At 64.9% G+C, this 26,201-nt stretch carries 18 protein-coding genes; 13 read left to right on the top strand and 5 right to left on the bottom strand.

Annotated features, from left to right (window positions below):
• The first annotated feature begins 106 nt into the window (after nt 1-106).
• From AC0MAZ_RS05450 to AC0MAZ_RS05440, 3 genes are all read left to right on the top strand, one after another.
• A complete protein-coding gene (locus AC0MAZ_RS05450; protein ID WP_475860518.1) occupies nt 107-1,423 on the top strand; it encodes a S41 family peptidase in 1,317 nt (438 codons plus the stop codon).
• A 9-nt stretch (nt 1,424-1,432) separates the two neighbouring features.
• Nucleotides 1,433-2,197 carry a divergent polysaccharide deacetylase family protein gene (locus tag AC0MAZ_RS05445; RefSeq protein WP_203648408.1) on the top strand — a complete coding sequence of 255 codons (765 nt, stop codon included), beginning with the start codon at nt 1,433-1,435 and terminating at the stop codon, nt 2,195-2,197.
• 212 nt (nt 2,198-2,409) lie between these two features.
• Entirely contained in the window at nt 2,410-3,804 is a 1,395-nt protein-coding gene (locus tag AC0MAZ_RS05440; RefSeq protein WP_475860513.1) for a trypsin-like serine peptidase, read from the top strand.
• A gap of 40 nt (nt 3,805-3,844) precedes the next feature.
• Here AC0MAZ_RS05440 and AC0MAZ_RS05435 read toward each other — a convergent pair whose 3' ends face one another.
• Together AC0MAZ_RS05435 and AC0MAZ_RS05430 are read right to left on the bottom strand one after the other, a co-directional pair.
• On the bottom strand, nt 3,845-8,515 hold the full coding sequence (locus AC0MAZ_RS05435; protein ID WP_475860511.1) for a dermonecrotic toxin domain-containing protein: 4,671 nt from the start codon (nt 8,513-8,515) through the stop codon (nt 3,845-3,847).
• A 135-nt stretch (nt 8,516-8,650) separates the two neighbouring features.
• Nucleotides 8,651-10,654, bottom strand: a complete 2,004-nt coding sequence (locus AC0MAZ_RS05430) for a BCCT family transporter (protein ID WP_203648412.1) — start codon at nt 10,652-10,654, stop codon at nt 8,651-8,653.
• Between the two features lie 478 nt (nt 10,655-11,132).
• On the opposite strand from AC0MAZ_RS05430, the gene betI reads away from it, so the two are divergent.
• From betI to trxC, 7 genes are all read left to right on the top strand, one after another.
• Complete coding sequence (gene betI / locus AC0MAZ_RS05425) at nt 11,133-11,789, top strand: transcriptional regulator BetI (protein ID WP_110735256.1); 657 nt, start codon at nt 11,133-11,135, stop codon at nt 11,787-11,789.
• A 38-nt stretch (nt 11,790-11,827) separates the two neighbouring features.
• Nucleotides 11,828-13,300 carry a betaine-aldehyde dehydrogenase gene (betB, locus tag AC0MAZ_RS05420; protein ID WP_046853877.1) on the top strand — a complete coding sequence of 491 codons (1,473 nt, stop codon included), beginning with the start codon at nt 11,828-11,830 and terminating at the stop codon, nt 13,298-13,300.
• Between the two features lie 76 nt (nt 13,301-13,376).
• A complete protein-coding gene (gene betA, locus AC0MAZ_RS05415) occupies nt 13,377-15,074 on the top strand; it encodes a choline dehydrogenase (protein ID WP_475860506.1) in 1,698 nt (565 codons plus the stop codon).
• Nucleotides 15,075-15,338: 264 nt separating this feature from the next.
• The gene (locus AC0MAZ_RS05410; RefSeq protein ID WP_475860504.1) at nt 15,339-17,081 is read left to right on the top strand and encodes a potassium/proton antiporter; all 1,743 of its coding nucleotides are present in this window, start codon (nt 15,339-15,341) and stop codon (nt 17,079-17,081) included.
• Nucleotides 17,082-17,116: 35 nt separating this feature from the next.
• Nucleotides 17,117-20,422: a mechanosensitive channel MscK gene (gene mscK, locus AC0MAZ_RS05405; protein ID WP_203648424.1), complete on the top strand. Its 3,306-nt coding sequence runs from the start codon at nt 17,117-17,119 to the stop codon at nt 20,420-20,422.
• Nucleotides 20,423-20,584: 162 nt separating this feature from the next.
• Entirely contained in the window at nt 20,585-22,045 is a 1,461-nt protein-coding gene (gene selO / locus AC0MAZ_RS05400) for a protein adenylyltransferase SelO (RefSeq protein WP_475860501.1), read from the top strand.
• A 143-nt stretch (nt 22,046-22,188) separates the two neighbouring features.
• Nucleotides 22,189-22,623, top strand: a complete 435-nt coding sequence (gene trxC / locus AC0MAZ_RS05395) for a thioredoxin TrxC (RefSeq protein ID WP_203648428.1) — start codon at nt 22,189-22,191, stop codon at nt 22,621-22,623.
• Between the two features lie 6 nt (nt 22,624-22,629).
• On the opposite strand, the gene AC0MAZ_RS05390 is transcribed toward trxC, so the two are convergent.
• The 3 genes from AC0MAZ_RS05390 to AC0MAZ_RS05380 form a co-directional block, all read right to left on the bottom strand.
• Nucleotides 22,630-22,986, bottom strand: coding sequence for a helix-turn-helix domain-containing protein (locus AC0MAZ_RS05390; protein WP_110735277.1), 357 nt, complete (start codon nt 22,984-22,986; stop codon nt 22,630-22,632).
• Nucleotides 22,976-23,284, bottom strand: a complete 309-nt coding sequence (locus tag AC0MAZ_RS05385) for a type II toxin-antitoxin system HigB family toxin (protein WP_050707314.1) — start codon at nt 23,282-23,284, stop codon at nt 22,976-22,978. Before AC0MAZ_RS05385 ends, AC0MAZ_RS05390 begins: the two co-directional genes overlap by 11 nt.
• A 62-nt stretch (nt 23,285-23,346) precedes the next feature.
• Complete coding sequence (locus tag AC0MAZ_RS05380; RefSeq protein ID WP_198745742.1) at nt 23,347-24,120, bottom strand: ParA family protein; 774 nt, start codon at nt 24,118-24,120, stop codon at nt 23,347-23,349.
• Between the two features lie 317 nt (nt 24,121-24,437).
• On the opposite strand from AC0MAZ_RS05380, the gene AC0MAZ_RS05375 reads away from it, so the two are divergent.
• Genes AC0MAZ_RS05375 through AC0MAZ_RS05365 form a run of 3 tightly spaced genes read left to right on the top strand, consistent with a single transcriptional unit; the run spans nt 24,438 to nt 26,195 of the window.
• On the top strand, nt 24,438-25,160 hold the full coding sequence (locus AC0MAZ_RS05375) for a beta-ketoacyl synthase chain length factor (RefSeq protein WP_234561600.1): 723 nt from the start codon (nt 24,438-24,440) through the stop codon (nt 25,158-25,160).
• A complete protein-coding gene (locus tag AC0MAZ_RS05370; RefSeq protein ID WP_203648432.1) occupies nt 25,136-25,954 on the top strand; it encodes a lysophospholipid acyltransferase family protein in 819 nt (272 codons plus the stop codon). Before AC0MAZ_RS05375 ends, AC0MAZ_RS05370 begins: the two co-directional genes overlap by 25 nt.
• Nucleotides 25,923-26,195: a phosphopantetheine-binding protein gene (locus AC0MAZ_RS05365; protein WP_186711983.1), complete on the top strand. Its 273-nt coding sequence runs from the start codon at nt 25,923-25,925 to the stop codon at nt 26,193-26,195. The genes AC0MAZ_RS05370 and AC0MAZ_RS05365 overlap by 32 nt, the downstream gene beginning before the upstream one ends.
• The last annotated feature ends 6 nt before the right edge of the window (nt 26,196-26,201 follow it).

Genomic DNA, 26,201 nt, shown 5'->3' with positions numbered 1-26,201 from the left:
TTCCGAGACAGGACACTGGATAATGCTACTTTTACGGCGCCGCCCACGAAACGGCGGCGCCGATGCTCCCGACGGGAGCACCAACAGGATCAGGAGTTCGTTCGACATGCTGCACTCGCCTCGCCTCACCCAGCTGGCCCTGACCATCGCCCTGGTCATCGGCGCGCCCCTGGCCGTTGCTGCCGAGCCGGCCAAGCCGGCTGCGGTGCCGGCCACCGAGGTGACCGCCAAGGCGCCGCTGCCGCTTGAAGAGCTGCGCACCTTCGCCGAGGTCATGGACCGCATCAAGGCCGCCTATGTGGAGCCTGTGGACGACAAGACCCTGCTGGAGAACGCCATCAAGGGCATGCTCAGCAACCTCGACCCACACTCTGCCTACCTCGGCCCCGAGGATTTCCAGGAGCTGCAGGAAAGCACCAGCGGCGAGTTCGGCGGCCTGGGCATCGAAGTGGGCATGGAAGACGGCTTCGTCAAGGTGGTCTCGCCCATCGACGACACCCCGGCCTCCCGCGCCGGCATCGAGGCCGGCGACCTGATCGTCAAGATCAACGGCGCGCCGACCCGCGGCCAGACCATGACCGAGGCCGTGGACAAGATGCGCGGCAAGATCGGCGAGAAGATCACCCTGACCCTGGTGCGCGACGGCGGCACGCCGTTCGACGTGACGCTGGCCCGCGCGGTGATCCAGGTCAAGAGCGTCAAGAGCCAGTTGCTGGAGAACGACTACGGTTACATCCGCATCACCCAGTTCCAGGTCAAGACCGGCGACGAGGTAGGCAAGGCCCTGGCCAAGCTGCGCAAGGACAACGGCAAGAAGCTGCGTGGCGTGGTCCTCGACCTGCGCAACAACCCCGGCGGCGTGCTGCAGTCGGCGGTGGAAGTGGCCGACCACTTCCTCACCAAGGGCCTGATCGTCTACACCAAGGGCCGCATCGCCAACTCCGAGCTGCGCTACTCCGCCGACCCGGCCGACGCCAGCGAAGGCGTGCCGCTGGTGGTGCTGATCAACGGCGGCAGCGCCTCGGCCTCGGAAATCGTCGCCGGCGCCCTGCAGGACCAGAAACGCGCCGTGCTGATGGGCACCGACAGCTTCGGCAAGGGCTCGGTGCAGACCGTGCTGCCGCTGGCCAACGACCGTGCGCTGAAGCTCACCACCGCACTGTATTTCACCCCCAACGGCCGCTCGATCCAGGCCCAGGGCATCGTCCCGGACATCGAGGTACGTCCGGCCAAGCTTACCGCCGAGGCCGACAACGACAACTTCAAGGAAGCCGACCTGCAGGGCCACCTGGGCAACGGCAACGGCGGTGCCGACCGCCCAAGCGGCAGCAGCAAGCGCAAGGATCGCCCACAGGACAACGACTTCCAGCTCAGCCAGGCCCTCAGCCTGCTCAAGGGCCTGAACATCACCAAGGGCGACTGACCGCTTCCCATGCGTTACCTGCTGTTCACGCTGTTCTGCCTCATGCTCGGTACCGCCCAGGCGGCGCCGGGCAAGGCCTACATGAGCATCATCATCGACGACCTGGGACAGAGCAGCGAGCGTGACAGCCGCACCCTCGCCCTGCCCGGGCCGGTCACCATGGCGATCATGCCCGACACCCCGCACGCCACCGAGTTCGCCCGCCAGGCCCACAAGGCCGGACGCACGGTGATCCTGCACATGCCCATGGACCCGGCCACCGGTCCCTACGCCTGGCACCCCGGCACGCCGATCGAGGAGCTGGCCCGACGCCTGGACGCTGCCTTGGCCAAGGTGCCTTACGTCGCGGGTATCAACAACCACATGGGCAGCCGCATGACCGCCCAGCGCGAACCGATGCGCTGGCTGATGGAAGAGCTGCAACGCCGCCACCTGTTCTTCGTCGACAGCCGCACCAGCGCCGCCACTGTGGCGGCGGCAGAGGCCCAGGCATTGGGCTTGGCCCATGTCTCACGGGATGTGTTCCTCGATGACGTGCGCACCACGGAGGCGATCAGCGGACAATTGCAGCTGGGTATCGCCCAGGCCCGCAAACAAGGCTCTGCGGTACTGATCGGCCACCCCTACCCGCAGACGCTTGAGGTACTGGCCCGTGAAATCCCCCGACTCAAGGCCCAGGGCATCGAGTTGATCGGTCTACCGCAGATGATCGCCGAACGCGGCAATCAGGCCATGCCCGCCCATGGTCACCAGGGTCGCTACAGCAATCGCTGAGGCGTCGCCCGATCCAGACCAACGTGGGAGCGGGCTAGCCCCGCGATCACCGGCTAGGCCGGTGCTGGCAGGGCATCGCGGGCCAAGCCCGCTCCCACGCTGGTGATACCTATGCCGCCACAGCCAACGTACCGCGCATATCCATAAGCACCACCTGGCGCCCCTTCCCCGCAGGCACGCTCGCATCGGTAATCCATACAGGAGCTCAACCGATGTCGACCAAAGCCACCTCTCTCCTTGCCCTGACGATGCTCTGGGCCGCGACCGAAACCCTCGCCGCCACCAGCGACACACCCACACTGCTGAAAAACGCCCAGGGCGAGCACGCCCATTGGAGCGGCATCGGCCGCCTTAACATGGAGCGCGGCCGCCAATGCATCGCCACGCTGATCGACAGCCGCGGCCCCGCATCCACCACGACAGGCCCCGCTTACCTGCTGACCAGCGGCCACTGCCTGGAGACTCGCAATGGCCGGATCATCCACGATCAGCCGGCGCAGGGCAGCATCACCTTCAACTACTTCGCCGACACCCCGGATGCTCGCCCGACATTCGCCCTCAAGCGCACGCTGTGGAGCAGCATGCAAGGCAGCGACCTGGCGCTGCTGGAACTGGACGCCAGCCTCGCTCAGGTGATGGCCGCAGGCATCCAGCCGCTGGCGCTTGGCGTCAGTCCAGCATCAGGCAGCGCGGTGGTGATGGTGGGCGAGGCCGGCAGGCCAGACCTCGGACTGCGCGCGGCCCAATGCACAGAACGGGACCAGGCCAGCGTGACCGAGTTTCCCTGGGTATGGCGCAGGCTCAAGGTCAATGACTGCCCCTCCGGCGGCAAAGGCGCATCAGGCAGCGCGGTGATCGACCAGGTCAGCGGACACTTGGTCAGCGTCGTCAACAGCGTGCCTGTCGGAGCGACGCAAAACAATTACGCCATCCCGGTCCAGCGTGTACTCGGTTGCTTTCACCAAGGCCACGCCGATCTGAGCCTCGAACGCTGCATCCTGCTGCCCGCCTTCCAAATCACTCAGAAAGGGCGGGCCCGCTTGCTCAGGCGGCTCGGCAACGGCTCATCCGCCGCCACCTGGGACCTGGCCCTCGACATCGACACCCCGCGCTACCGCTACAAGCAGGTACGCGATGCACTCGAGTGCGAGGACGCGGCCGGCTACAGCGGCACGATCCCCGCCAGCGAACGGCGCATCGACAACCCGATCGCCAGCGAGCCGGGCCGCTACTACCTGTGTCTGGTCGGCGTGCAATCGCCGGATCAGCGTCCCTACCCGGCCCTGCTGGCCAACGCCCTTAGCCTGCCTGTCGAGGTGATTCCGGCAGGTCTTCCGCAAATCCGCTACACCCTTGATCGCCACGAGCAAGGCCACGTCATGCTCAACTGGCAGACCAGGCAGCCCTACCTGAGCCACTACCTGGTCAAGTACGGCGCCGCGGACCGGATGGACTGCGACAACGCCTTCGGTTACCGCCGCGCCCTGACACCCGCCCAGGTCATCCCGGCCTCACGCCTGCCGGCCACGCTCTGTAGCCGCGCCATCGACATCGACGGACAAGTGGCGTCGACCCACAGCGAACTGCTGCCGGTGCACGGCCATTGATTTCAGGCCCTGCCTGCGCCGCTCAGGCAGGGCCGCCCCCTCAAGCCAAGGGAATGATCCCTGCCACATCGCTGGCAGTCAGGCGCCCCCTGTGCACCCGCTCACCGCTGACGGCCTCGTACTGTCTGCCCAGAAAACGCTGGCTCCAGACCTTCAGGTGCCCATGGGTGAACGCCTCGAGCGGCGCTGCCTGGGAGGGCAGGTGGAAATGCGCCGCCCAGAGGCTGCGCCCCCTGGTTTCCCCTGGGGCTTCCAGGCGGGTTACCCTGAACTCGTCGAACGGGCTGGTAGTGGCCGAGGTATCACGCCTGATGTAGTCCACCTTGATCAATCCCTGGGCATGGAGAAAGCGCAGCCCGTGCGCAGAGGGATAGCGGGTCTTGTCGTACAGCTCGGTCAGCAGCCGCTTCATCTGCGCCTGCAGGTCGCTCACCGCGGCATTCAAGGCGCCCACCAGCGCTTCAGCCGCTCCCTGCCCGGCCAGGAGCTCGGCCGTACCTTGCAAGCGGTCGGCCTGGCGTTTGAGCATGCGCTCCAGCATGCGTCCATTGACGTCATCCTTCACATAGGCCCGGGCGATGGCCAGCACGTCTTCGCTATCCTTCAGCAGCCCCTGCACCAGAGCCTTGGCTTGCTCCGTGCCCTCTTCCTCGGCACCGGCCTCTGCCCCATCACCTTCGCGCTCCACCCAGTCACCGTCCTTGAAGTCGAAGACCTGCAGGACCGCCTTGCTGATCGGGTCACGCACCTCGAGCAGTGTCCCCGCCTGCCCCTGCACTTCAGTCCCGATGACCAGCAGGCCTTCACGGGTGCGCACGGCCCGCTGCAACTCCTCGGTGCGCGGATAAGGCACTCGCTTGATCAACCCTGGCGCGCCGTCCTGCTCCGCAAGGGCATCCACCAGACGGCGGCCGGCATCATCCTTGAGCAGTTGCATATGGGTCCGGTAGCGCTGAAGCCGGTCGACTTCCACCAGGTCGCCGCCCGTGCGCTCCAGGTGCAGCGCATTGATGATCGCCGCCGCATAGGCGTCCCACGCTTCCTGGAGAATGCTGATGCGATCGGCCACGCCCAGGTTGGACATCAGCGACTCGCCATGGGCCGTGGCGGCGCTCCTGAGTGTGGTGCCCGCCAGATCGTCGCGGTACCTCAGCAGTTGATGCCGGCCATTTTGCGAGTCCAGGTGCAATGCCAGGTCTGCCAGGTTCAGGGCGTGATGGAAGCGAAGATCGACAACGGTGAAGGTACGCTCGGCTATCAACCGGGCGACCGTTCGCCGGGTTCCGGCAATGCCGAAGTCAAGGTCGTCGGGGACCTCGGCCAGCAACTCATCCAGGCCACCTTGCGCGACCAGCATGCGCTCCTGGAGGTCGACGACCTTCGCCAGCTCCACGCGAAAATGCCGGTACTCGTCGCGCACATGGGCGCCTACACCGTCATCGAACTGCGCCGCCAACTCGGTCATGCGCGGAAAGTTCGCAAGGTGCTGCAGCTCACCCAGGATGAAATCGCTGTTGCGCAGCAGCGCAGCCGTCAGCGTGGCCCGATGCAGGCCGAGGGTCTGTGCGAAGCCCGGCTTGCGGAGGCTGCCGTACTTGGGCTCGAGCATGCTCTGCAGGACACCGCAGTGCTCGCGATCCAGGCGGACCACCGCTTCGGCCTGGGCGACGGCTTGCAGGCGCTTGGCGTCCAGTTCGCCAGCGAGCGCGGCGATGCGCTGATCATAAGACGCCATGATCCGGTCGGAGGCGGCCCTGTCGAACGTGTCATCTTCGTGCTCCTCAGCTGCGAGTCGCCTGCCCCTTTCCTGAATCCTCAACCTTTCCAGATGCTGAAGACGCTCCTGGACCGTGACGACTTCCTGGCTAAAGCGGCCGAACGTTTGCAGCTCCCGGTTTGCCTGATCGGTCAATTTGTGGGTGGCGACTCGCAGCCTGGCGAACTGCCGCTCGAGACGCCCGCCGGGCATGCCACCACCGAGGCGCAGCCGGGTATCGATGCGCCAGGCACCTTGCTCGAAGACCAGCCACGGCCCCGGCTGCCGCGCGCCGTCGACAATCCGGATGTCATCGCCTTCCACACTGACGGCGAAGACCTCCCCCAGCATCGAGACATAGTGCCGCCCGTCGACCGTGTACAGCCCGGCTAGCGAGGGCTGCAAGCCCGCCAGCGGAACACTCGCACGCATGGCCATCAAGGCCTTGCGTTGCTCCGGGGCAAGCCAGTTGAACCCCTGGTTGCCGCGCCAGCTCAGGTCGAGCTGCAAACCCGTGGCGGCACGCGGCAGTGGCCCCGGCATACCCACCTTGCCTTGGGCCGGCTCGACCCTTGCCGCCGCGTAGCCACCGTCCTGGGTGGGAGGCCCTTCGAAACCGGCGGCCTGGAGCAAGCGCCGCGGCACTGCCTGGCGGCCTTTCGGCAGTCGCGCATGCAACAGCGCCATGCCCAGGTTGATGACCAGGTCGACGGCGGCCGTGGAGCGCTCGAACGCGCCACCTTGCGCCAGCGCCTGGCCATCGCCACGCAGGCTATCAAGGGTCTGGATCAACCAGGCAACCGTGGCGATCGGCCCACTCATCAGCACCGTGGCGGTATCGAACAGCAGCCAGGCGCCTTTGCCGAGCACCGCCCAACGGCTTTCGGCAGTGGACGTGCTCTGCTTCTCGGCCAGGTCCAAAAGTAGCGCCCGATTTGCCGCGTACAATTTTTCATCCACATCGTCTAGCCACGGCACCCCGTCCAACCGGGCCGGCTCGGGCCTTTCGGGTAGTTGGAAAGGATCAATACCAAGATGCACGACGTGGGGCTCTGCAAACCCACCCTTGTCGTAGATCGGCCGAGCATGCTCATCCATCCAGGCCAGGATGCTCGCCTGCAGCGGGCCCGATTCGCGGATGGCCGCCATCAGCGCATCGAGGCTGGAGAACTGCCGTAGCGGTTCATCCGCGTACAGCGGGCGGTAGAGCAGCACCACACGGGGCTCGGTCGAAAACAGTACGAACATGCCCTGGACCCGATCATGCCGGCTGGAAGTCGGCTGCCGCTTGAAGGTGAGCGGCATCAGGCCGCTTGCCTTCAAGCTCTTGTCGCCAAGGTCTTTGCACAGATCGATGACACACTGCAGGCCCGCTTCGCTGAGCTTGTGATCGAGTTTCGCCTGCAAGGCGCTGAAACGCAGCGCCTGGCGCCACTCCCGGGCAAAGCGGCGAGTGCGCTCGGGGCGGGCCGCCGGGTCATCCAGGGCGTCGGCCACGTACTTGGGATAACGGCCACCGATATCGACCTTGCGCACCAGTGCCTTCACGTAGTCGGTAGTCATCCAGGGCATGATCAGCTGACCGTTGGCATGCCTGATGTTTTGGAGGAAGGCATCACCCAGTGAGCTGAGATTGGCGATGGCGAACTCGGTCAGGGTCAGCTCGCCCGCCGACTCCAGCGGTTCGCCACCAGCCGTTCCTGCGCCTGCGCCACCCGCAACTCCGTTTGCGACCTCAAGCGCCAGGATCAGTTCATCGGAGAAATAGTTGGCTTCCACCGGATAGTCCTCGAGCATCTGTTTGCGCAGTTGCTGGCGGGCATAAGCCTGCAGGTCGAGTATCCCATCCAGCGCCGCCACGCCCTTTGCGTCAATCTGGTCCAGCGCCATATCCAGCAACGCCGACTGATAGGCGAAGCTGGTGCTGGCCGACGTGGCGGCTATGCCTGGCGGTATCGCGGGCGCACCCGTTTCTTCGACGAAGTAGCCCGCCACCAACCACTGCGCGGGGTCGCTCAGCTCGGCGAACAGCGCCTCCATTTGCGCCAGTGTCAGCCCCTGCAGACGCAGTTGCCCGATGCGCTCGAGCATGTGCCCGAGCAGCAAGGCGCTCCATTGCGCGAATACATCGCCCTCGAGTTCGTGGCGATCCCAGGTCAGGACAGTGAACCGGTAGCGCAGCGCAAGTTCGTCACGCAGCGCCAGGGCGAAATCGTCCAGCGAATCCAAGGCCCTGACCTGGCCCGACGGCTCAAGCCAGAGCACAACCGCTCGCTCGTCCCACTCGGCCGTCACCAGCAAGCCGGGCTGGAGCCGTCTGAATTGCTGCTGGTCCGCACGCAGGCTGGCCTGGACGACGAACACCGCAGGCTGATCATCACTTCCCCGAATCAGGCCACGGACACAAGCCTGCTGCTGGTCGTCCAGACCCTGCAGGGGCAGGTTGCGCAGCAACGCCATTTTCAACAGCAGCTGCAACCAGCTATCGCGGCGCTTGCCGGATGTACCCAGCCCGTTCCAATAGCTCACCTGAGCCTGGCTGAAGTGCTCGATCAGTCGCGCCAGCAGCCTGTTGAGCACAGGCGTGATGCCCGTCAGACGACGTGTATCCCAGGCACCGTGCGAGCCGGCGAAGCGGTGAGGCCCCGCCAGGCCCAGATTGTGATGGCGTTCGCCGATGGCCTCCAGGTCCAACGGCGTACCATCGAGCATCGCCTGCAGCACAACCTCCACCAGCGGGGCGGTCGTCCAGTAGTGGGTGTCTGGATCCGGGCTGTCCAGGATCAACGGATCGGCGGACTCCAGCGCCGGCTCGACGAAGGCCAGCCATGGCAGCTCCCTGAACAGCACGTGCAGCAGCTGCTCGCTGACCACCTGGCGCAAGGTCGGCCGACTGGCGAATTGCCGGGCGACGGCGTTCTTGAAGTCGAAGATCGGTGTTGATGTGTTGGTCATGGAAAAGGCCCCGTTCATTGATGAGCCACCACCATGCCCCCGCACCCGCACACCACTGGCACTACATATTGCCCCCCGGATACGACAAGGGGCCCGACACTTGCGCGCCGGGCCCCTTGTTCACATCAGCCGTGATCAGCTGTACACACGCCCCAGCAACTGGCGGTGGCTTTCGAACTGATCGAGCACGTCACGCACGATCTGCTCGCGGGTGAAGCCCATCAGGTCGTATTCCTGGCTGCCATCGTGCAGGTATACCTCGGCACGGTAGAAGCGCTGGCGCACTTCCGGCTCGCCTTCGACCGGCGCCTCGCTCGGCGCGGCCATGTAACCGTCCAGGCTGGCTTCGTAGACGAACGGGTTGCCCTCTTCCATCATCACCCGCAGGCCCATCATGTTGCGCGACTGGCCAACACGGGTCTCGACTTCGAAGCCCAGGGTGCGCAGCTGCTCGGCGGCTTCCTTCAGCGCCGGGCTGACCTGCTTGTCCATGAAGCGCTGGACCACGGCCTGGGTCGGCTGCAGGTCCAGCTGGCTGAGGCGCTCGCTGAAGCCGCGACGGCCACGGGCGGCCAGTTCGGCGCGCTCGCTCTCGACCGCGACGTCCTGCTTCATGGCTTTCATCAGGCCGAACATGAACAGCACCAGGACCACCGAGAACGGCAGGCCGGCCAGTACCACCATGGTCTGCATGGCTTCGAAGTTACCGGCGAACAGCAGGCCGATGGTGACCAGGGTGATGACCACCGACCAGAACACCACCATCCAGTGCGGGGCGTCTTCGTCGACCTTGCCGCCTTTGCACGACAGGTTGGCCATCATCACCGCGCCGGAGTCGGCCGGGGTCAGGAACAGCACGAAGCCGACGAACACCGCCACACCGATGACGATCTTGGCGGCCGGGAAGAATTCCAGCAGCTGGTAGATCGACATCGACGGCTGTTCGAGCGCGGTCTTGCCCAGCTCGACGGCGCCCTGGTTGATCACCAGGTCCAGCGCGGTGTTGCCGAAGATCGACAGCCAGGCCAGGGTGAAGCCCAGCGGGATCAGCAGCACGCCGCTGACCAGCTGACGCACGGTACGGCCCTTGGAGATACGGGCAATGAACATGCCGACGAACGGGCCCCAGGAGATCCACCAGGCCCAGTAGAACACGGTCCACAGGCCCAGCCAGCGCTCGGACTTGTCGTTGTCGCCTTCATAGACATACAGATCGAAGGTCTTCAGCACGACACCGTTGAGGTAGTCACCGACGTTCTGCACGAAACCGTTGAGCAGGTGCAGGGTGTTGCCGGCCAGCAGCACGAAGATCAGCAGGCCGCTGAACAGCAGGATGTTCAGGTTGGACAGGCGGCGGATGCCGTTCTCCACGCCCGACACCGCGGCCACGGTGGCAACGCCCGCCATGACCAGGATCACCACCAGCAGGTTGGTCTTGCTGTGGTCCATGCCGAACAGGTATTCCAGGCCCGAGGCCACCTGCATCGAACCGATGCCGAGGTTGGTCACCAGGCCCAGCAGGGTAACGAACATGCCGAAGATGTCCACGGCATGGCCCGCGCCGCCCTTGACCCAACGCTCACCGACCAGCGGGTACAACGCCGAACGCAGTGCCAGCGGCTGGTTGTGACGGTAGGCGAAGTAACCCACGGCAAGACCGACCAGGGCGTAGATCGCCCAGCCGTGCAGGCCCCAGTGCAGGAAGGTCAGCTGCAGGCCCTGGCGTGCGGCCTCGAGGCTGGCAGGGGTGCCTTCTGGTGGGTTGAAGTAATGGTCCAGCGGCTCGGAGGCGCCGAAGTACAGCAGCGAGATACCGATGCCCGAGGAAAACAGCATGCCGGCCCAGGCGCCGTAGCTGAAGTCGGGGGTGTCGTCCTTGCCGCCAAGCTTGAGCTTGCCGTAGTCGGAGAAGGCCAGGTAGACGACGAACAGCAGGTAACCGCAGATCACCAGCATGTAGTACCAGCCGAAGGTACGGGTCAGCCATTTCTGGGCGACGCCCAGCGCCTGGCCGGCGGCTTCGGGGACAGCGATCAGCAGGGCAGTCAGAACAAGGATCATCAGCGCCGAGGTGTAGAACACCACGCGGTTGACCCGTACCCGCTCGGCGGGGGGGGTTGTCAGGGAGGCAGAACTCATTGCACGAATGCTCCGGGCAGTGCGGCAGTGGAGGCTATACAGTTATTTCCCGCGCAATTGGTGCAATAGCCCTACTGCGCAAGGTGTTATAAAAGGCACCTGGAAACCGTGATCCCGAATCGAAACGCTGCAAAAAAAACAGACCGGCCGCCTGTCGCCTTGCCACGCACTCAGCAGAAGGTGCGCGCATTCGCCACAGACCACCTGGCCCGCTCCAAGGGCCGACCGGGCAGTCCATGACCGCTCGGCAGAATCTGTCCTTTGCATCGCTCATGCCCGTCAACGCCTTGTATTCCGGGGGTTACACGATTTCCTGGGGTGTCGATTCGTGTCCTCTTGACCGTCCTGAAAACTGTCAATGGCACAAATTGTCGCAGAGCTTATTCTTTATTGATTGAACGTTCAATCAAAACAAAATAGACTGGCCTCGCCGAGGTAGCCGCTTGTCGTCTGCCCGCAGGCCTGAGGAGATAGCAAGATGCCCAAGGTCGGTATGCAACCCATCCGCCGCCAGCAGTTGATCGAAGCCACATTGCAGGCAGTCGATCAGGTCGGACTGGGCGATGCCAGCATTGCGCTGATTGCCCGTTTGGCCGGTGTGTCGAACGGCATCATCAGTCACTACTTTCAGGACAAGAACGGCCTGATCGCAGCGACGATGCGCTACATCATGAACATGCTCAACGAGGGTGTGATCGCGCGTCGTCAGGCACTCACGGACGACAGCCCGCGTGCCCACCTGAAGGTGATCATCGAAGGCAACTTCGATGCGAGCCAGGTGAATGGCCCGGCAATGAAAACCTGGCTGGCCTTCTGGGCCTCCAGCATGCACCAGCCGTCTTTGCACAGGTTGCAGCGGATCAACGATCACCGCCTGTATTCCAACCTGTGCTGCCAGTTCCGCCGCGTCCTGCCGCTCTACCATGCGCGCAAGGCTGCCCGCGGGCTGGCAGCCCTGATCGACGGCCTGTGGCTGCGTGGCGCCCTGTCGGGAGATGCATTCGACACCGACCAGGCAATACGAATTGCTTACGAATACATGGATCTACAACTGGCTAAACAGCAGTCCCTGGGCACAACCGACCAGGCCTCTGAACAGCCGCGCGCAGCGACCAGCCAACCGGCAGGAGCGTGACGCGGCAGCCAACCACACACTGCACTTGCGAGGACACTATGGCCCGTTTCGGAACGCAAAAACTCTACATTGATGGCGCTTACGTCGACGCTGGCAGCGACGCCACCTTCGAAGCCATCAACCCGGCCACCGGCGAAGTCCTCGCTCACGTGCAGCGCGCGACCCAAGCCGACGTCGAGAAGGCCGTCGAAAGCGCCGAGCGCGGCCAGAAAGTCTGGGCCGCGATGACCGCCATGCAGCGTTCGCGCATCCTGCGCCGCGCCGTCGACATCCTGCGCGAGCGCAACGACGAACTGGCCATGCTGGAAACCCTGGACACCGGCAAGTCGTACTCCGAGACCCGCTACGTCGACATCGTCACCGGCGCCGACGTGCTGGAGTACTACGCAGGCCTGGTACCGGCCATCGAAGGCGAGCAGATCCCGCTGCGCGAATCGTCCTTCGTCTACACCCGCCGCGAGCCGCTGGGCGTGACCGTCGGTATCGGCGCCTGGAACTACCCGATCCAGATCGCCCTGTGGAAATCCGCCCCGGCCCTGGCCGCCGGCAACGCGATGATCTTCAAGCCGTCGGAAGTCACCTCGCTGACCACCCTGAAACTGGCCGAGATCTTCACCGAGGCCGGCCTGCCGAACGGCGTGTTCAACGTCCTGACCGGCAGCGGCCGCGAAGTCGGCACCTGGCTGACCGAGCACCCGCGCATCGAAAAAGTCTCCTTCACCGGCGGCACCACCACCGGCAAGAAAGTCATGGCCAGCGCCTCCAGCTCCTCGCTGAAGGAAGTGACCATGGAACTGGGCGGCAAGTCGCCACTGATCATCTGCGACGACGCCGACCTGGACAAGGCCGCCGACATCGCCATGATGGCCAACTTCTACAGCTCGGGTCAGGTCTGCACCAACGGCACCCGCGTGTTCATCCCAGCCGCGATGAAAGCCGCCTTCGAAGCCAAGATCGCCGAGCGCGTGGCCCGCATCCGTGCCGGCAACCCGGAAGACGAGAACACCAACTTCGGCCCGCTGGTCAGCTTCCAGCACATGGAAAGCGTGCTGTCGTACATCGCCAAGGGTAAAGAAGAAGGCGCCCGCGTGCTGTGCGGCGGTGAGCGTCTGCTGGACGGCGACTTCGCCAAGGGCGCGTTCGTGGCCCCGACCGTGTTCACCGACTGCACCGACGACATGACCATCGTCAAGGAAGAGATCTTCGGCCCGGTAATGAGCATCCTCAGCTACGAGACCGAGGAAGAAGTCATCCGTCGCGCCAACGACACCGAATACGGCCTGGCCGCCGGCGTCTGCACCAACGACATCAGCCGCGCCCACCGCATCATCCACAAGCTCGAGGCCGGCATCTGCTGGATCAACGCCTGGGGCGAGTCGCCGGCGGAAATGCCGGTTGGCGGTTACAAGCAGTCGGGCGTCGGCCGTGAGAACGGTGTCAGCTCGCTGGCTCAATACACTCGCATCAAGTCGGTCCAGGTCGAGCTGGGCGGCTACAACTCGGTTTTCTAAACCCCGTTTAGCCACGCCCGTGCCTTCGCGCACGGGCGTTTCCGCTCCCTGACCACCGCCAACGAGGGTACTTTTCATGTCCCAAGAATTCGATTACATCATCGTCGGTGCCGGCTCCGCCGGTAACACCCTGGCCACCCGCCTGACCGAAGACGCCAGCGTCACCGTGCTGCTGCTGGAAGCCGGCGGCCCCGACTACCGCTTCGACTTCCGCACCCAGATGCCGGCCGCCCTGGCCTTCCCGCTGCAGGGTCGCCGCTACAACTGGGCCTACGAGACCGATCCGGAGCCGCACATGGACGGCCGCCGCATGGAATGCGGTCGCGGCAAGGGCCTGGGCGGCTCGTCGCTGATCAACGGCATGTGCTACATCCGTGGTAACGCCATGGACTTCGACGGCTGGGCTGAACTGCCGGGCCTGGAAGACTGGACCTACCTGGACTGCCTGCCGTACTTCCGTAAAGCCGAAACCCGCGACATCGGCCCGAACGACTACCACGGCGGCGAAGGCCCGGTCAGCGTGGCCACGCCGAAAGCCGGCAACAACCCGCTGTTCCACGCCATGGTCGAGGCCGGCGTGCAGGCCGGTTACCCGCGCACCGAAGACCTCAACGGCTACCAGCAGGAAGGTTTCGGCCCGATGGACCGTTCGGTGACCAAGAACGGCCGTCGCTCCAGCACTGCCCGTGGCTACCTGGACCAGGCCAAGAAGCGCCCGAACCTGACCATCGTCACCCACGCCCTGAGCGATCGCGTGCTGTTCGACAACAAGCGCGCCGTTGGCGTGACCTACCTGGTGGGTGACAGCGAAGAGCGCGTCGAAGCCCGCGCCCGCAAGGAAGTGATCGTTTCCTCCGGCGCCATCGCCTCGCCGCAGCTGCTGCAGCGTTCCGGCGTCGGCCCGCGCGCCCTGCTGGAAAGCCTCGACATTCCGGTGGTCCACGACCTGCCGGGCGTCGGCGAGAACCTGCAGGACCACCTGGAACTGTACCTGCAGTACGCCTGCACCCAACCGGTGTCGCTGTACCCGTCGCTGCTGTGGTGGAACCAGCCGAAAATCGGTGCCGAGTGGCTGTTCAACGGCACTGGTATCGGCGCCAGCAACCAGTTCGAGGCCGGCGGTTTCATCCGCACCCGTCCTGAGTTCAAGTGGCCGAACATCCAGTACCACTTCCTGCCGGTCGCGATTAACTACAACGGCTCCAACGGCGTGAAAGAGCACGGCTTCCAGGCGCACATGGGCTCCATGCGCTCGCCGGCCCGTGGTCGCATCCAGGCCAAGTCGAAGAACCCGCGCCAGCACCCGAGCATCCTGTTCAACTACATGTCCACCGACCAAGACTGGCAGGAATTCCGCGACGGCATCCGCCTGACCCGCGAAATCATGGCCCAGCCGGCGCTGGACGCGTTCCGTGGTCGCGAGATCAGCCCGGGCGCCCACGTGCAGACCGATGAAGAGCTGGACAAGTTCATCCGCGAGCACGCCGAAACCGCCTTCCACCCGTCCTGCTCGTGCAAGATGGGCACTGACGACATGGCAGTGGTCGACGGCGAAGGTCGCGTGCATGGCATGCAGGGCCTGCGCGTGGTCGACGCGTCGATCATGCCGCTGATCATCACCGGCAACCTGAACGCCACCACGATCATGATCGCCGAGAAGATCTCGGACAAGATCCGTGGCCGCAAGCCGCTGCCGCGCAGCAACGCCAAGTACTACGTGGCGGGCGATGCACCGGTGAAGGGCAAGCCGATGCGTGAAGTGAAGCAGGCGTAAGCCTGCTCCGGCCTCTTCGCGGGTAAACCCGCTCCCACAGAGACCACACCGCCTTCAAGGCCTGTGACATCCCTGTGGGAGCGGGCTTGCCCGCGAAAGGGCCCGCTCCGGCAACACAAGAAAAGGCACCTCTCGAGGTGCCTTTCCTACATCTGCAGAAACGCTTTACAGCCTGCCAATTCATCAGGTTAGAATCGATTGGCACGCGACCTGCTAGTTCATGCTTCCAGGTCCCTTCCCCCGCGATGTCCCGGAGTACCGCCTTTGGATGCGAGCACCATCAACAGCCTGTTCCTGATCGGCGCTTTACTGGTGGGCGCAAGTATCCTGGTCAGCTCGCTGTCATCGCGCCTGGGCATCCCCATTCTCGTCATCATCCTCGCGGTCGGCATGATCGCCGGGGTCGATGGTGGCGGCATCATCTTCAACAACTACCCGACCGCCTACCTGGTGGGCAACCTGGCGCTCGCCGTGATCCTGCTCGACGGCGGCCTGCGCACCCGGGTGGCGAGCTTCCGCGTGGCGCTGTGGCCGGCCCTGTCGCTGGCCACGGTCGGCGTGCTGATCACCACCGGCCTGACCGGCATGGTCGCCGCCTGGCTGTTCGACCTGAGCCTGATCCAGGGCCTGCTGATCGGCGCCATCGTCGGCTCCACCGATGCCGCGGCAGTGTTCTCGCTGCTCGGCGGCAAGGGCCTGAACGAGCGGGTCACCGCCACCCTGGAGATCGAGTCGGGCAGCAACGACCCGATGGCGGTGTTCCTCACCGTCACCCTGATCGACATGATCGCCAGCGGCCAGACCGGCCTGCACTGGAGCCTGCTCACCCACCTGCTGCGCGAGTTCGGCATCGGTGGGCTGATGGGCCTGGGTGGAGGCTGGTTGATGCTGCAACTGGTCAACCGCATCAACCTGGCCGGCGGCTTGTACCCGATCCTGGTGGTGGCCGGCGGCCTGGTGGTGTTCTCCCTGACCAACGCCCTGCACGGCAGCGGCTTCCTCGCCGTGTACCTGTGCGGCCTGGTGCTGGGCAACCGGCCGATCCGCAGCCGCCACGGCATCCTGCACATGCTCGACGGCATGGCCTGGCTGGCGCAGATCGGCATGTTCCTGGTGCTGGGCCTGCTGGTCACCCCCCACGACCTGCTGCCCATCGCCCTGCCCGCCCTGGGCCTGGCGCTGTGGATGATCATGGTGGCCCGCCCGCTGTCGGTGGTGGCTGCCCTGCTGCCGTTCAAGGCCTTCCATGGCCGCGAGAAGGGCTTCATCAGTTGGGTCGGCCTGCGTGGCGCGGTACCGATCATCCTCGCGGTGTTCCCGCTGATGGCGGGCCTGCCCCAGGCCCAGCTGTTCTTCAACCTGGCCTTCTTCATCGTGCTGGTGTCGCTGCTGGTGCAGGGCACCAGCCTGCCGTGGATGGCCAAGCTGCTGAAGGTCACGGTACCGCCGGACCCGGCGCCGATTTCCCGCTCCGCGCTCGAGGTGCACGTCACCAGCGAGTGGGAGCTGTTCGTCTACCGCCTGGGTGCCGAGAAATGGTGCATCGGCGCCGCCCTGCGCGAGCTGAAGATGCCCGAGGGCACGCGCATCGCCGCGTTGTTCCGCGGCGAGCAACTGCTGCACCCGTCGGGCAGTACCGTGCTGGAAGTCGGCGACATGCTCTGCGTGATCGGCCACGAACATAACCTGCCGGCGCTGGGCAAGCTGTTCAGCCAGGCGCCGCAACGTGGCCTGGACCTGCGTTTCTTCGGCGACTTCGTCCTCGAAGGCGATGCCGAGCTGGGTGCGGTGGCCGCACTTTATGGCCTGAAACTCGACGGTATGGACGCGAATATGCCGCTGGCGCAGTTCATCCGACAGAAGGTCGGAGGCGCGCCAGTAGTAGGCGACCAGATCGAATGGCACGGCACGATCTGGACCGTCGCGGTCATGGACGGGAACAAGATCCAGAAAGTGGGCGTCAGATTCCCCGAAGGTACCCGCCCCGGCCCCGGGCTGTTCCTCTAAACTCCGATTTGCCGCGTAACACAAGAACTCTGCCTATGTCCCTGCGTGACCATTGCCGCGCAGCCCTGCTGGGGCTGTGCCTGACCCTCTCGTTCGCCGCCGGCGCGGTGGAAATCCCGACCACCCCGGGCATCCAGAGCAGCCTGAGCAAGATCGCCGAGCGCAAGCTGCCGGAAACCGAGCAGAAAGCCGTGCAACAGGTGCTGGAACAGACCCTGGCGCTGCTCAACGCCCGCGACGACAGCGAGAGGAAGCTCGAAGCCCTCAAGCAGCAGTTGGCCAATGCTCCCCAGGAGATCCGTGACAGCCAGCGCGAGCTGATCAAGCTCAAGGCCAGCAACGCCGTGCCAGTGGCGCAGCGCTACGCCAGCCTGACGGTGCCGCAGCTCGAACAGATGCTCAGCGAACGCAGCACCCAGCAGGGCGACCTGCAGAAGGCGCTGTCCGAAGCCAACAGCCTGATCATCAACTCGCAGACCCGCCCTGAACGCGCCCAGGCCGAGATCAGCAGCAACCAGATGCGCGTGCAGCAGATCAACAACAGCCTCAAGAGCGGCAAGGACAACGGCAAGTCGATCAACGCCGACCAGCGCAACCAGCTCAACGCCGAACTGGCCTCGCTCAACGCCCTGACCCTGCTGCGCCGCCAGGAACTGGCCGGCAACAGCGTGCTGCAGGACCTGGGCAACGCCCGCCACGACCTGCTGATCGAGCGCGCCACCCGCCTGGAGCAGGAAATCCAGGACCTGCAGACGCTGATCAACGAAAAGCGCCTGGCCCAGTCGCAACAGGCCGTCACCCGCCAGTCGATCGAGGCGCAGAAGGCCGGCGGCAGCAACCTGCTGGCCACCGAGAGCACCGCCAACCTGCAGCTGTCCGACTACCTGCTGCGCAGCACCGACCGCCTCAACGAGGTGACCCAGCAGAACCTGCGCACCAAGCAGCAGCTCGACAGCCTCACCCAGGCCGACCAGGCCCTGGACGAACAGATCAACGTGCTCAAGGGCAGCCTGCTGCTGTCGAAGATCCTCTACAAGCAGAAGCAGGCTCTGCCGCACCTGAAGCTTGACCGCAACCTGGCCGACCAGATCGCCGATATCCGCCTCTACCAGTTCGAGATCAACCAGGAACGCGAACAGATGAGCAGCCCGTCCACCTATGTGGACAAGCTGCTGGCCAGCCAGCCCGAGGAAGATGTCACCCCGCAACTGCGCAAGGCCCTGCTGGAAGTGGCGATCACCCGCAGCGACCTGCTCGAGCGGTTGAACCGCGAGCTGTCGGCGCTGCTCAACGAATGCATCACCCTGCAACTGAACCAGAAGCAACTGTTGAGCACCGCCCAGAACCTGCGCACCACCCTGGAAGAGCAGATGTTCTGGATCCCCAGCAACAAGCCGCTGGACTGGCAATGGCTGCGCGAAGTGCCCGAGCGCCTGACCACTCAGGTGGCCAGCCTGCCCTGGGGCGCGGGCATCAAGGAACTGGCTGACGGCCTGGTGCAACAGCCGCTGCTGTTCCTGCCGCTGATCCTGGTGATCGGCGCCCTGCTGTGGCGGCGCAAGGCGCTGTACCGGCGCCTGGGCAAGGTCCACCAGGACATCGGCCACTTCAAGCGCGACAGCCAGTGGCATACGCCCCAGGCGATCCTGATCAACATCCTGCTCGCCCTGCCGGTGGCCCTGGCCCTGACCCTGGGCAGCTACGCCCTGCAGCTCGACGCCCGCGGGCAGAACGCCAACCTCGGCGCCGCCCTGTGGCAGATCGCCCAGGCCTGGCTGGTTTTCTATACCGCCTACCGCATCCTCGCCCCGGGCGGCGTGGCCGAGATCCACTTCCGCTGGCACAAGCCGCAGGTCGAGTTCCTGCGCGGCTGGGTGCGCCGACTCGGCACCGTGGTGCTGGCCCTGGTCGGCGTGGTGGCGGTGGCTGAACACCAGCCGTCGGCACTGGCCGAGGACGTGCTGGGCATCGGCGTGGTGCTGACCTGCTACGCCCTGATGGCCTGGCTGCTCAGCCGCCTGCTGCTGAGCAGCCCGGCGCACCAGAACACCTCGCTGTTCCGCAAGGCCGTCGGGGTGGCCTTCACCGCTCTGCCCATCGCGCTGTTCGTGGCGGTGTGCTTCGGCTACTACTACACCGCCCTCAAGCTCACCGACCGGCTGATCTACACCCTCTACCTGCTGCTGTTCTGGCTGGTGATCGAGGCCGCGTTCGTGCGCGGCCTGTCGGTGGCGGCACGGCGCCTGGCCTACCAGCGCGCCCTGAGCAAACGCCAGGCGGCCAAGGAAGGGCTGGACGGCGAAGTGGTGGTCGAGGAGCCGACCCTGGACATCGAGCAGGTCAACCAGCAGTCCCTGCGCCTGATCCGCCTGGCCCTGCTCGGCGGCTTCATCGGCGGGCTGTACTGGGTATGGGCGGACCTGATCACGGTGTTCGCCTACCTCAACAACATCACCCTCTACGAGTACAGCAGCGGCACCGGCGCGGCGGCCAGCATGGTGCCGATCAGCCTCGGCGACCTGCTCGGCGCCATGGTCATCGCCGGTATCGCCGTGGCCCTGGCCAGCAACCTGCCGGGCCTGCTCGAAGTGCTGGTGCTGTCGCGCCTGAACCTGGCCCAGGGCAGCGCCTACGCGATAACTACGTTGCTGTCCTATGTGATTGCCGGCGTCGGCATCGTCAGCACCCTGGCCACCCTCGGGGTCAGCTGGGACAAGCTGCAATGGCTGGTGGCGGCACTGTCGCTGGGCCTGGGCTTCGGCATGCAGGAGATCTTCGCCAACTTCATCTCCGGCATCATGATCCTGTTCGAGCGCCCGGTGCGCATCGGCGACACCATCACCATCGGCAACCTGTCCGGCACGGTGAGCAAGATCCGCATCCGCGCCACCACCATCACCGACTTTGACCGCAAGGACATCATCGTTCCCAACAAGACCTTCATCACCGGCCAGTTGATCAACTGGTCGCTGACCGACACGGTCACCCGGGTGACGCTGAAGCTGGGCATCGACTACGGCTCGGATCTGGACCTGGTGCGCGACCTGCTGCTCAAGGGCGCCCACGAAAACCCACGGGTGCTCAAGGATCCGGAGCCGCTGGTGTACTTCCTCAACTTCGGCGAAAGCTCGCTGGACCACGAACTGCGCATGCACGTGCGCGACCTGGGTGACCGCAACCCGACGCTGGACGAACTGAACCGCTATATCAACCGCGAGTTCAAGGCGCACAACATCAAGATTTCGGTGCGCCAGGTGGAGGTGTTCCTGATGGATACCAAAGGTGGCAAGCAGCAGTTGATCCCGATGGAGCGCAAGCCGGACAGCACGCCTCCCGTCTGAGTGGACGTCAAAGGGGTAACCGCCCAGAATGCCGGCGAGGGCTTCGCCCTCGTTCGCGGGTAAACCCGCTCCCACGGAGCAAGCGCGACCCCTGTGGGAGCGGGTTTACCCGCGAAGGGCCGCACAGCGGCCCCAATGGCATCGAATCCAGGAGCAGGCCCCGTGAAGTCCCTCGACCAACTCACCTTCGACAACCGCTTCGCCCAACTCGGCGACGCGTTTTCCACCCAGGTCCTGCCCGACCCGATCGCCGATCCACGCCTGGTCGTCGCCAGCGAATCGGCCATGGCCCTGCTCGACCTCGACCCGGCCCAGGCCGAACTGCCGGTGTTCGCCGAGCTGTTCAGCGGCCACAAGCTCTGGGAAGAGGCCGACCCTCGGGCGATGGTGTATTCCGGCCACCAGTTCGGCTCCTACAACCCGCGCCTGGGTGACGGCCGCGGCCTGCTGCTGGGCGAGATCCTCAACGAGGCCGGCGAGCACTGGGACCTGCACCTCAAGGGCGCCGGCCAGACGCCTTATTCGCGCATGGGCGACGGCCGCGCCGTGCTGCGCTCGTCGATCCGCGAATTTCTCGCCTCCGAGGCCCTGCACGCCCTGGGCATTCCCAGCAGCCGCGCATTGTGCGTGATCGGCTCAAGCACCCCGGTATGGCGCGAAGCCCGCGAGAGCGCCGCCATGCTCCTGCGCCTGGCCCAGAGCCACGTGCGCTTCGGCCACTTCGAATACTTCTACTACACCAAGCAACCGGAACAACAGCGGGTGCTGATCGACCATGTGCTGGAGCAGCACTACCCCGAGTGCCGCGACGCCGAGCAGCCCTACCTGGCCATGTTCCGCACCATCGTCGAACGCAACGCCGAACTGATCGCCCGCTGGCAGGCCTATGGCTTCTGCCACGGGGTGATGAACACCGACAACATGTCGATCCTGGGCATCACCTTCGACTTCGGCCCCTACGCCTTCCTCGACGACTTCGACGCCAACTTCATCTGCAACCATTCCGATGACCGGGGCCGCTACAGCTACGCCAACCAGGTGCCGATCGCCCACTGGAACCTCAGCGCCCTCGCCCAGGCCCTGACCACGGTGATCGAGGTCGAGCCGCTGAAGGAGGCGCTGGGACTGTTCCTGCCGCTGTACCAGGCGCACTACCTGGACCTGATGCGCCGCCGCCTGGGCCTGACCACCGCCGAGGACGACGACATGGCACTGGTCGAACGACTGCTGCAGTGCATGCAGCGGGGTGGCGTGGATTACACCCTGTTCTTCCGCCGTCTGGGCGAGCAGCCCGTGGCCGAGGCCCTGCAGGTGCTGCGGGATGACTTCATCGACCTGGCCGGCTTCGACGCCTGGGGCATCGAGTACCAGGCGCGCTGCGAACGCGAGCCGGGCAACGCTGAAGGGCGGTGTGAGCGCATGCATGCGGTCAACCCGCTGTACGTGCTGCGCAACTACCTGGCGCAGAAGGCCATCGAAGCCGCCGAGGCGGGCGACTACAGTAAAGTGCGGCGGCTGCACCAGGTACTGGGCAAGCCGTTTGAGGAGCAACCCGGGATGCAGGCCTATGCCGAGCGTCCGCCGGAGTGGGGCAAGCACCTGGAGATCAGTTGCTCGTCATGAACCCCGGGGCCGCTGCGCGGCCCTTTCCGGCCGGTCCGACGCCTCGGCAAGGCCGCTCCTACAGGAAAACGCATACCCCTGTAGGAGCGGCCTTGTGCCGCGAAAGGGCTGCACAGCAGCCCCAGCAATATCAAGGAGATAAAATGTCCGAACCCCTGGTAATCCCCTGCCCCCACTGCAACGGCCTCAACCGCCTACCCGCCGAGCGCCTGGGCGACAGCCCCAAATGCGGCCGCTGCAAGCAGGACGTGCTGCTCGCTCAGCCCTTCGACCTGAACGAGAGCACCTACGCCGCCCAGATCAAGGGCGACCTGCCGTTGCTGCTGGATGTGTGGGCCGACTGGTGCGGCCCCTGCAAGAGTTTCGCCCCGGTGTTCGAACAGGCCGCGCGCCAGCTCGCCGGCCGCTGCCGCCTGGCCAAGCTCGACAGCGAGGCCAACCGTAACCTCGCCGGCCAGCTCGGTATCCGCTCGATCCCCAGCTTGATCCTGTTCAGGAATGGCCGTGAAGTGGCGCGCCAGGCTGGGGCGTTTCCGCTGCAGTCGTTGCTGGAGTGGCTACGCAGCCAAGGAGTCTAGATACGCTCACACACTGGCCAGAAGGGACTCATAGGGAATCCTCAGACCATCATGCAAGCGCTTGATCATCGAGAGGCTCAAGCCTCGCTTGCCGTTCAATACTTCGGAAACGCGACCGCTCGGACCGATATAGCGCTCAAGATCACGCGGCGTCAGCCCTTGCTGGTCCATGCAGAACTTGATCGCCTCGATCGGGCCCGCTGAATGAATCGGATAGTGCTTGTTCTCATAAACTTCGATCAATGTCACAAGCACTTCCATTTCATCCGCCTCCGGCGTCCCGGCTTCGGCCTGGAAAATGGCTTCCAGCCGCTTGAAGGCGGCCTGCAGGTCATCATCACTGCGAATGGGCTTAATATTCATTGATCGTCTCCACGTCGATCTCGTCATAGCGCTTGTGCGTTCCGACGAATTTCACCCAGGCAATACCTGCCCGATACTGCATTTCCACCACGAGCCGATACTTGTTGCCGCCGATGTTGAACACCACACGATTGTTCGCGCAGATGCTGGCATTGCCGATCTGCGCCTTCACGTCCTGTGGAGAACACCAATCGGCCTTGAGCACCAGGTCATGCCAGCTTTCCAGGGGCGCCTTGGCATCCTCATGCCCGGGCAGCTCCCAGAACCGGACCAACGATCGCTTTGCAATAATACGCATCCCGGCGCAATCTCCCATTTTGGGAGATTTTAGTCAGGATCGGTACTGCTCGCAAGTACCGTCTAGGCGCTGCGCTCCAGCAGATCATGCAACTCGACGAACTGCTGGGTCAGTTTGTGCCGTGGCTCCAGGTGGATCAGCGGCAGGCTGGCATGGTGGGACTCGCGCATCTTCACCGAGCTGCCCAGGTAAACCGGCAGCACCGGCAGGCCTTCGGCCAGCAGCTCGTCGAGCATCTGCTGGGGCAGGCTGGCCCGTGACTGGAACTGGTTGACCACGATGCCCTCGACCATCAGCTCGTCGTTGTGGTCTTCCTTGAGTTCGTCGATCTCGGCCAGCAGGCCGTACAGCGCCTGGCGCGAGAAACTGTCGCAATCGAAGGGGATCAGCACGCGATCGGCAGCGATCAGCGCGGAAACCGCGTAGAAGTTCAACGCTGGCGGCGTATCGATGTAGATCCGCTCGTAGTCTTCATCCAGCTCGTCGAGCAGTTTGCGCAGCTTGTTGATCTTGTGCTTGGCCTCGAGCTTGGGCTGCAGGTCGGCCAGCTCCGGGGTGGCGGTCACCACGTGGAGGTTGTCGAAGGGGGTTTCGTAGATGTCGACCTTGTTCTTCTTGGCGAACGGCCCGCTGGACAGCGACTGCTTGAAGAAGTCGGCGATGCCCATGGGAATGTCGTCGCCGGTCAGGCCGGTGAGGTACTGGGTCGAGTTGGCCTGGGCATCCAGGTCGATCAGCAGGGTCCGATAGCCTTCGCTGGCACTGACCGCCGCAAGATTGCAGGCAATGCTCGACTTGCCCACGCCACCTTTCTGATTGAACACCACGCGCCGCATGACAGACCTCCGTGTATCAACGAATGCCCGAGTATGTGGCGCCGCACCGCTTATGGCCAGCACTTCACTCAAGTTGGGCGGCCAGCGACCGACAACCTGTCACTGACCAGCCGTCGGAAAACCCTTACGCAGCAGATTCGATTCGATACTTCTGCGCAAATGCAATGTCTGACTGACAGGAATGTAACGACTAATTGCTACACACCTCCGTCACCGGGATAATGCGCGCCACTCGGCAAAGCGCCACCCTGCAAGGTCTGTGTTCCGAGTCATCCCCAAGGCAAGGAAGTCCCACAGGGCGGGAAGTAACAAGCACCGTGATCACCTTTGATATCAGCCAATGGCGCGCCTGGGCGCCCGGCCTGCAGACGCCCGACGACTGGCAGTCCTGGGCCGACCATGACCTGCACCCATGCGCCGTGGAGCAGGTGCCGGACGTCTCGTTCCTGCCCGCCATGCAACGCCGCCGCCTGAGCCCGCTCGCACGCATGGCGTTCGCCGTGGGCTGGCCACTGGCCGAGGATTGCGAACCGATGCCACTGGTGTTCGTCTCGCGCCACGGCGAAACGCCGCGCACCTTCTCGATCCTCAGCGACCTGGCCGCACAGCAGCCGCTCTCGCCCACCCAGTTCAGCCTCTCGGTGCACAATGCCGTGATCGGCCTGTGGTCGATCCTGCGCGGCGAGACGTGCGAGATGACCGCCCTGGCCGCGGCCGGCGACGGTTTCGAGCAAGGCCTGCTGGAAGCCGCGGCCTTGCTGCGCGAAGGGGCGCCGGCGGTGCTGCTGATCATCGCCGAGGAACAACCGCCGTCGGTCTACGGCCCCTGGATCGACGACGTGCCATTTGGCTACGCGCTGGCATTGCGCCTCACGCCTGGGCGACAATGGCAACTGGCACTAGGCCACCCCTCATCGCCCGATGCTCCCCGCCCCCCGCTGCCCCACGCCTTGAGCTGGCTGCAAGCCACGCTGGGCGGTGCCCGATCCCTTTCCCACACCTGGAACCGCCGCACATGGAACTGGCAACGACAGCCATAGAGCGCCCCCGGGACGCCTACCTGTGGCGCCTGCTGGCAACCGCCCTGAGCTTTGGCCTGTTCGGCCTGGGTGGTCTGTGCCTGCGTCTGCTGGTGTTCCCCCTGCTCGCCTGCCTGCCGGGTGACGCCACGCGCCACCGCCAGCGCGCCCGGCGCACCATCGGCTGGCTGTTCTGGCGCTTCATCCGCTTCATGCAGGTGACCGGCGTGCTCACTTATGAGATCAAGGGTGCCGAGCGCCTGGGCAGCCCCGGGCAGATGATCATTGCCAACCACCCCTCGCTGATCGACGTGGTGTTCCTCATCGGCCTGGTGCGCCAGGCCAACTGCGTGGTCAAGCACAGTCTGTTCGCCAACCCGTTCACCCGCGGCCCGGTGCGCGAGGCCCAGTACATCGGCAACGACGGCAGCATGGACATGCTCGACAGCGCCGTCGCCGCCTTGCAGCAAGGCCAGCCGCTGATCATCTTCCCCGAAGGCACGCGCACCGCGCCCGGCCATGTCCCCGCCTTTCATCGCGGCGCCGCGGCCATCGCCCTGCGGGGTGCGAAGATCATCACACCCGTGACCATCCGGGTCAGCCCCACCACCCTGACCAAGAACGAGCCCTGGTACCGCATTCCCTGGCGCCGTGTGCACTTCTGCCTCAGCGTCGGCGCCGACATCGACCTCCAGGCCTTCGCCGCCATGGGCCCGGCGCCGATCGCGTCGCGCCGACTCAACGATTTCCTGCACCAGCACTATACAAAGGAGCTCGCCGCCGATGAGCGATCCACAGCAAGACCTGAACCGTGACCTCAAGCAACTGATCATCGACGCCCTGGGCCTGGAAGACATCAGCGTGCAGGACATCGACGACCAGCAGACCCTGTTCGGCGAAGGTCTGGGCCTGGACTCGGTGGACGCCCTCGAGCTCGGCCTGGCGATCCAGAAGCGCTACGGCATCAAGATCGACGCCGACGCCAAGGACACCCGCAACCATTTCAGCAACGTCGCCACCCTCGCGGCGTTCGTCACCGCTCGTCAGGCAGCCTGAGACCGC

The organism is Pseudomonas sp. A (assembly GCF_056270345.1).
This window is presented reverse-complemented; position numbering and strand designations above follow the sequence as displayed.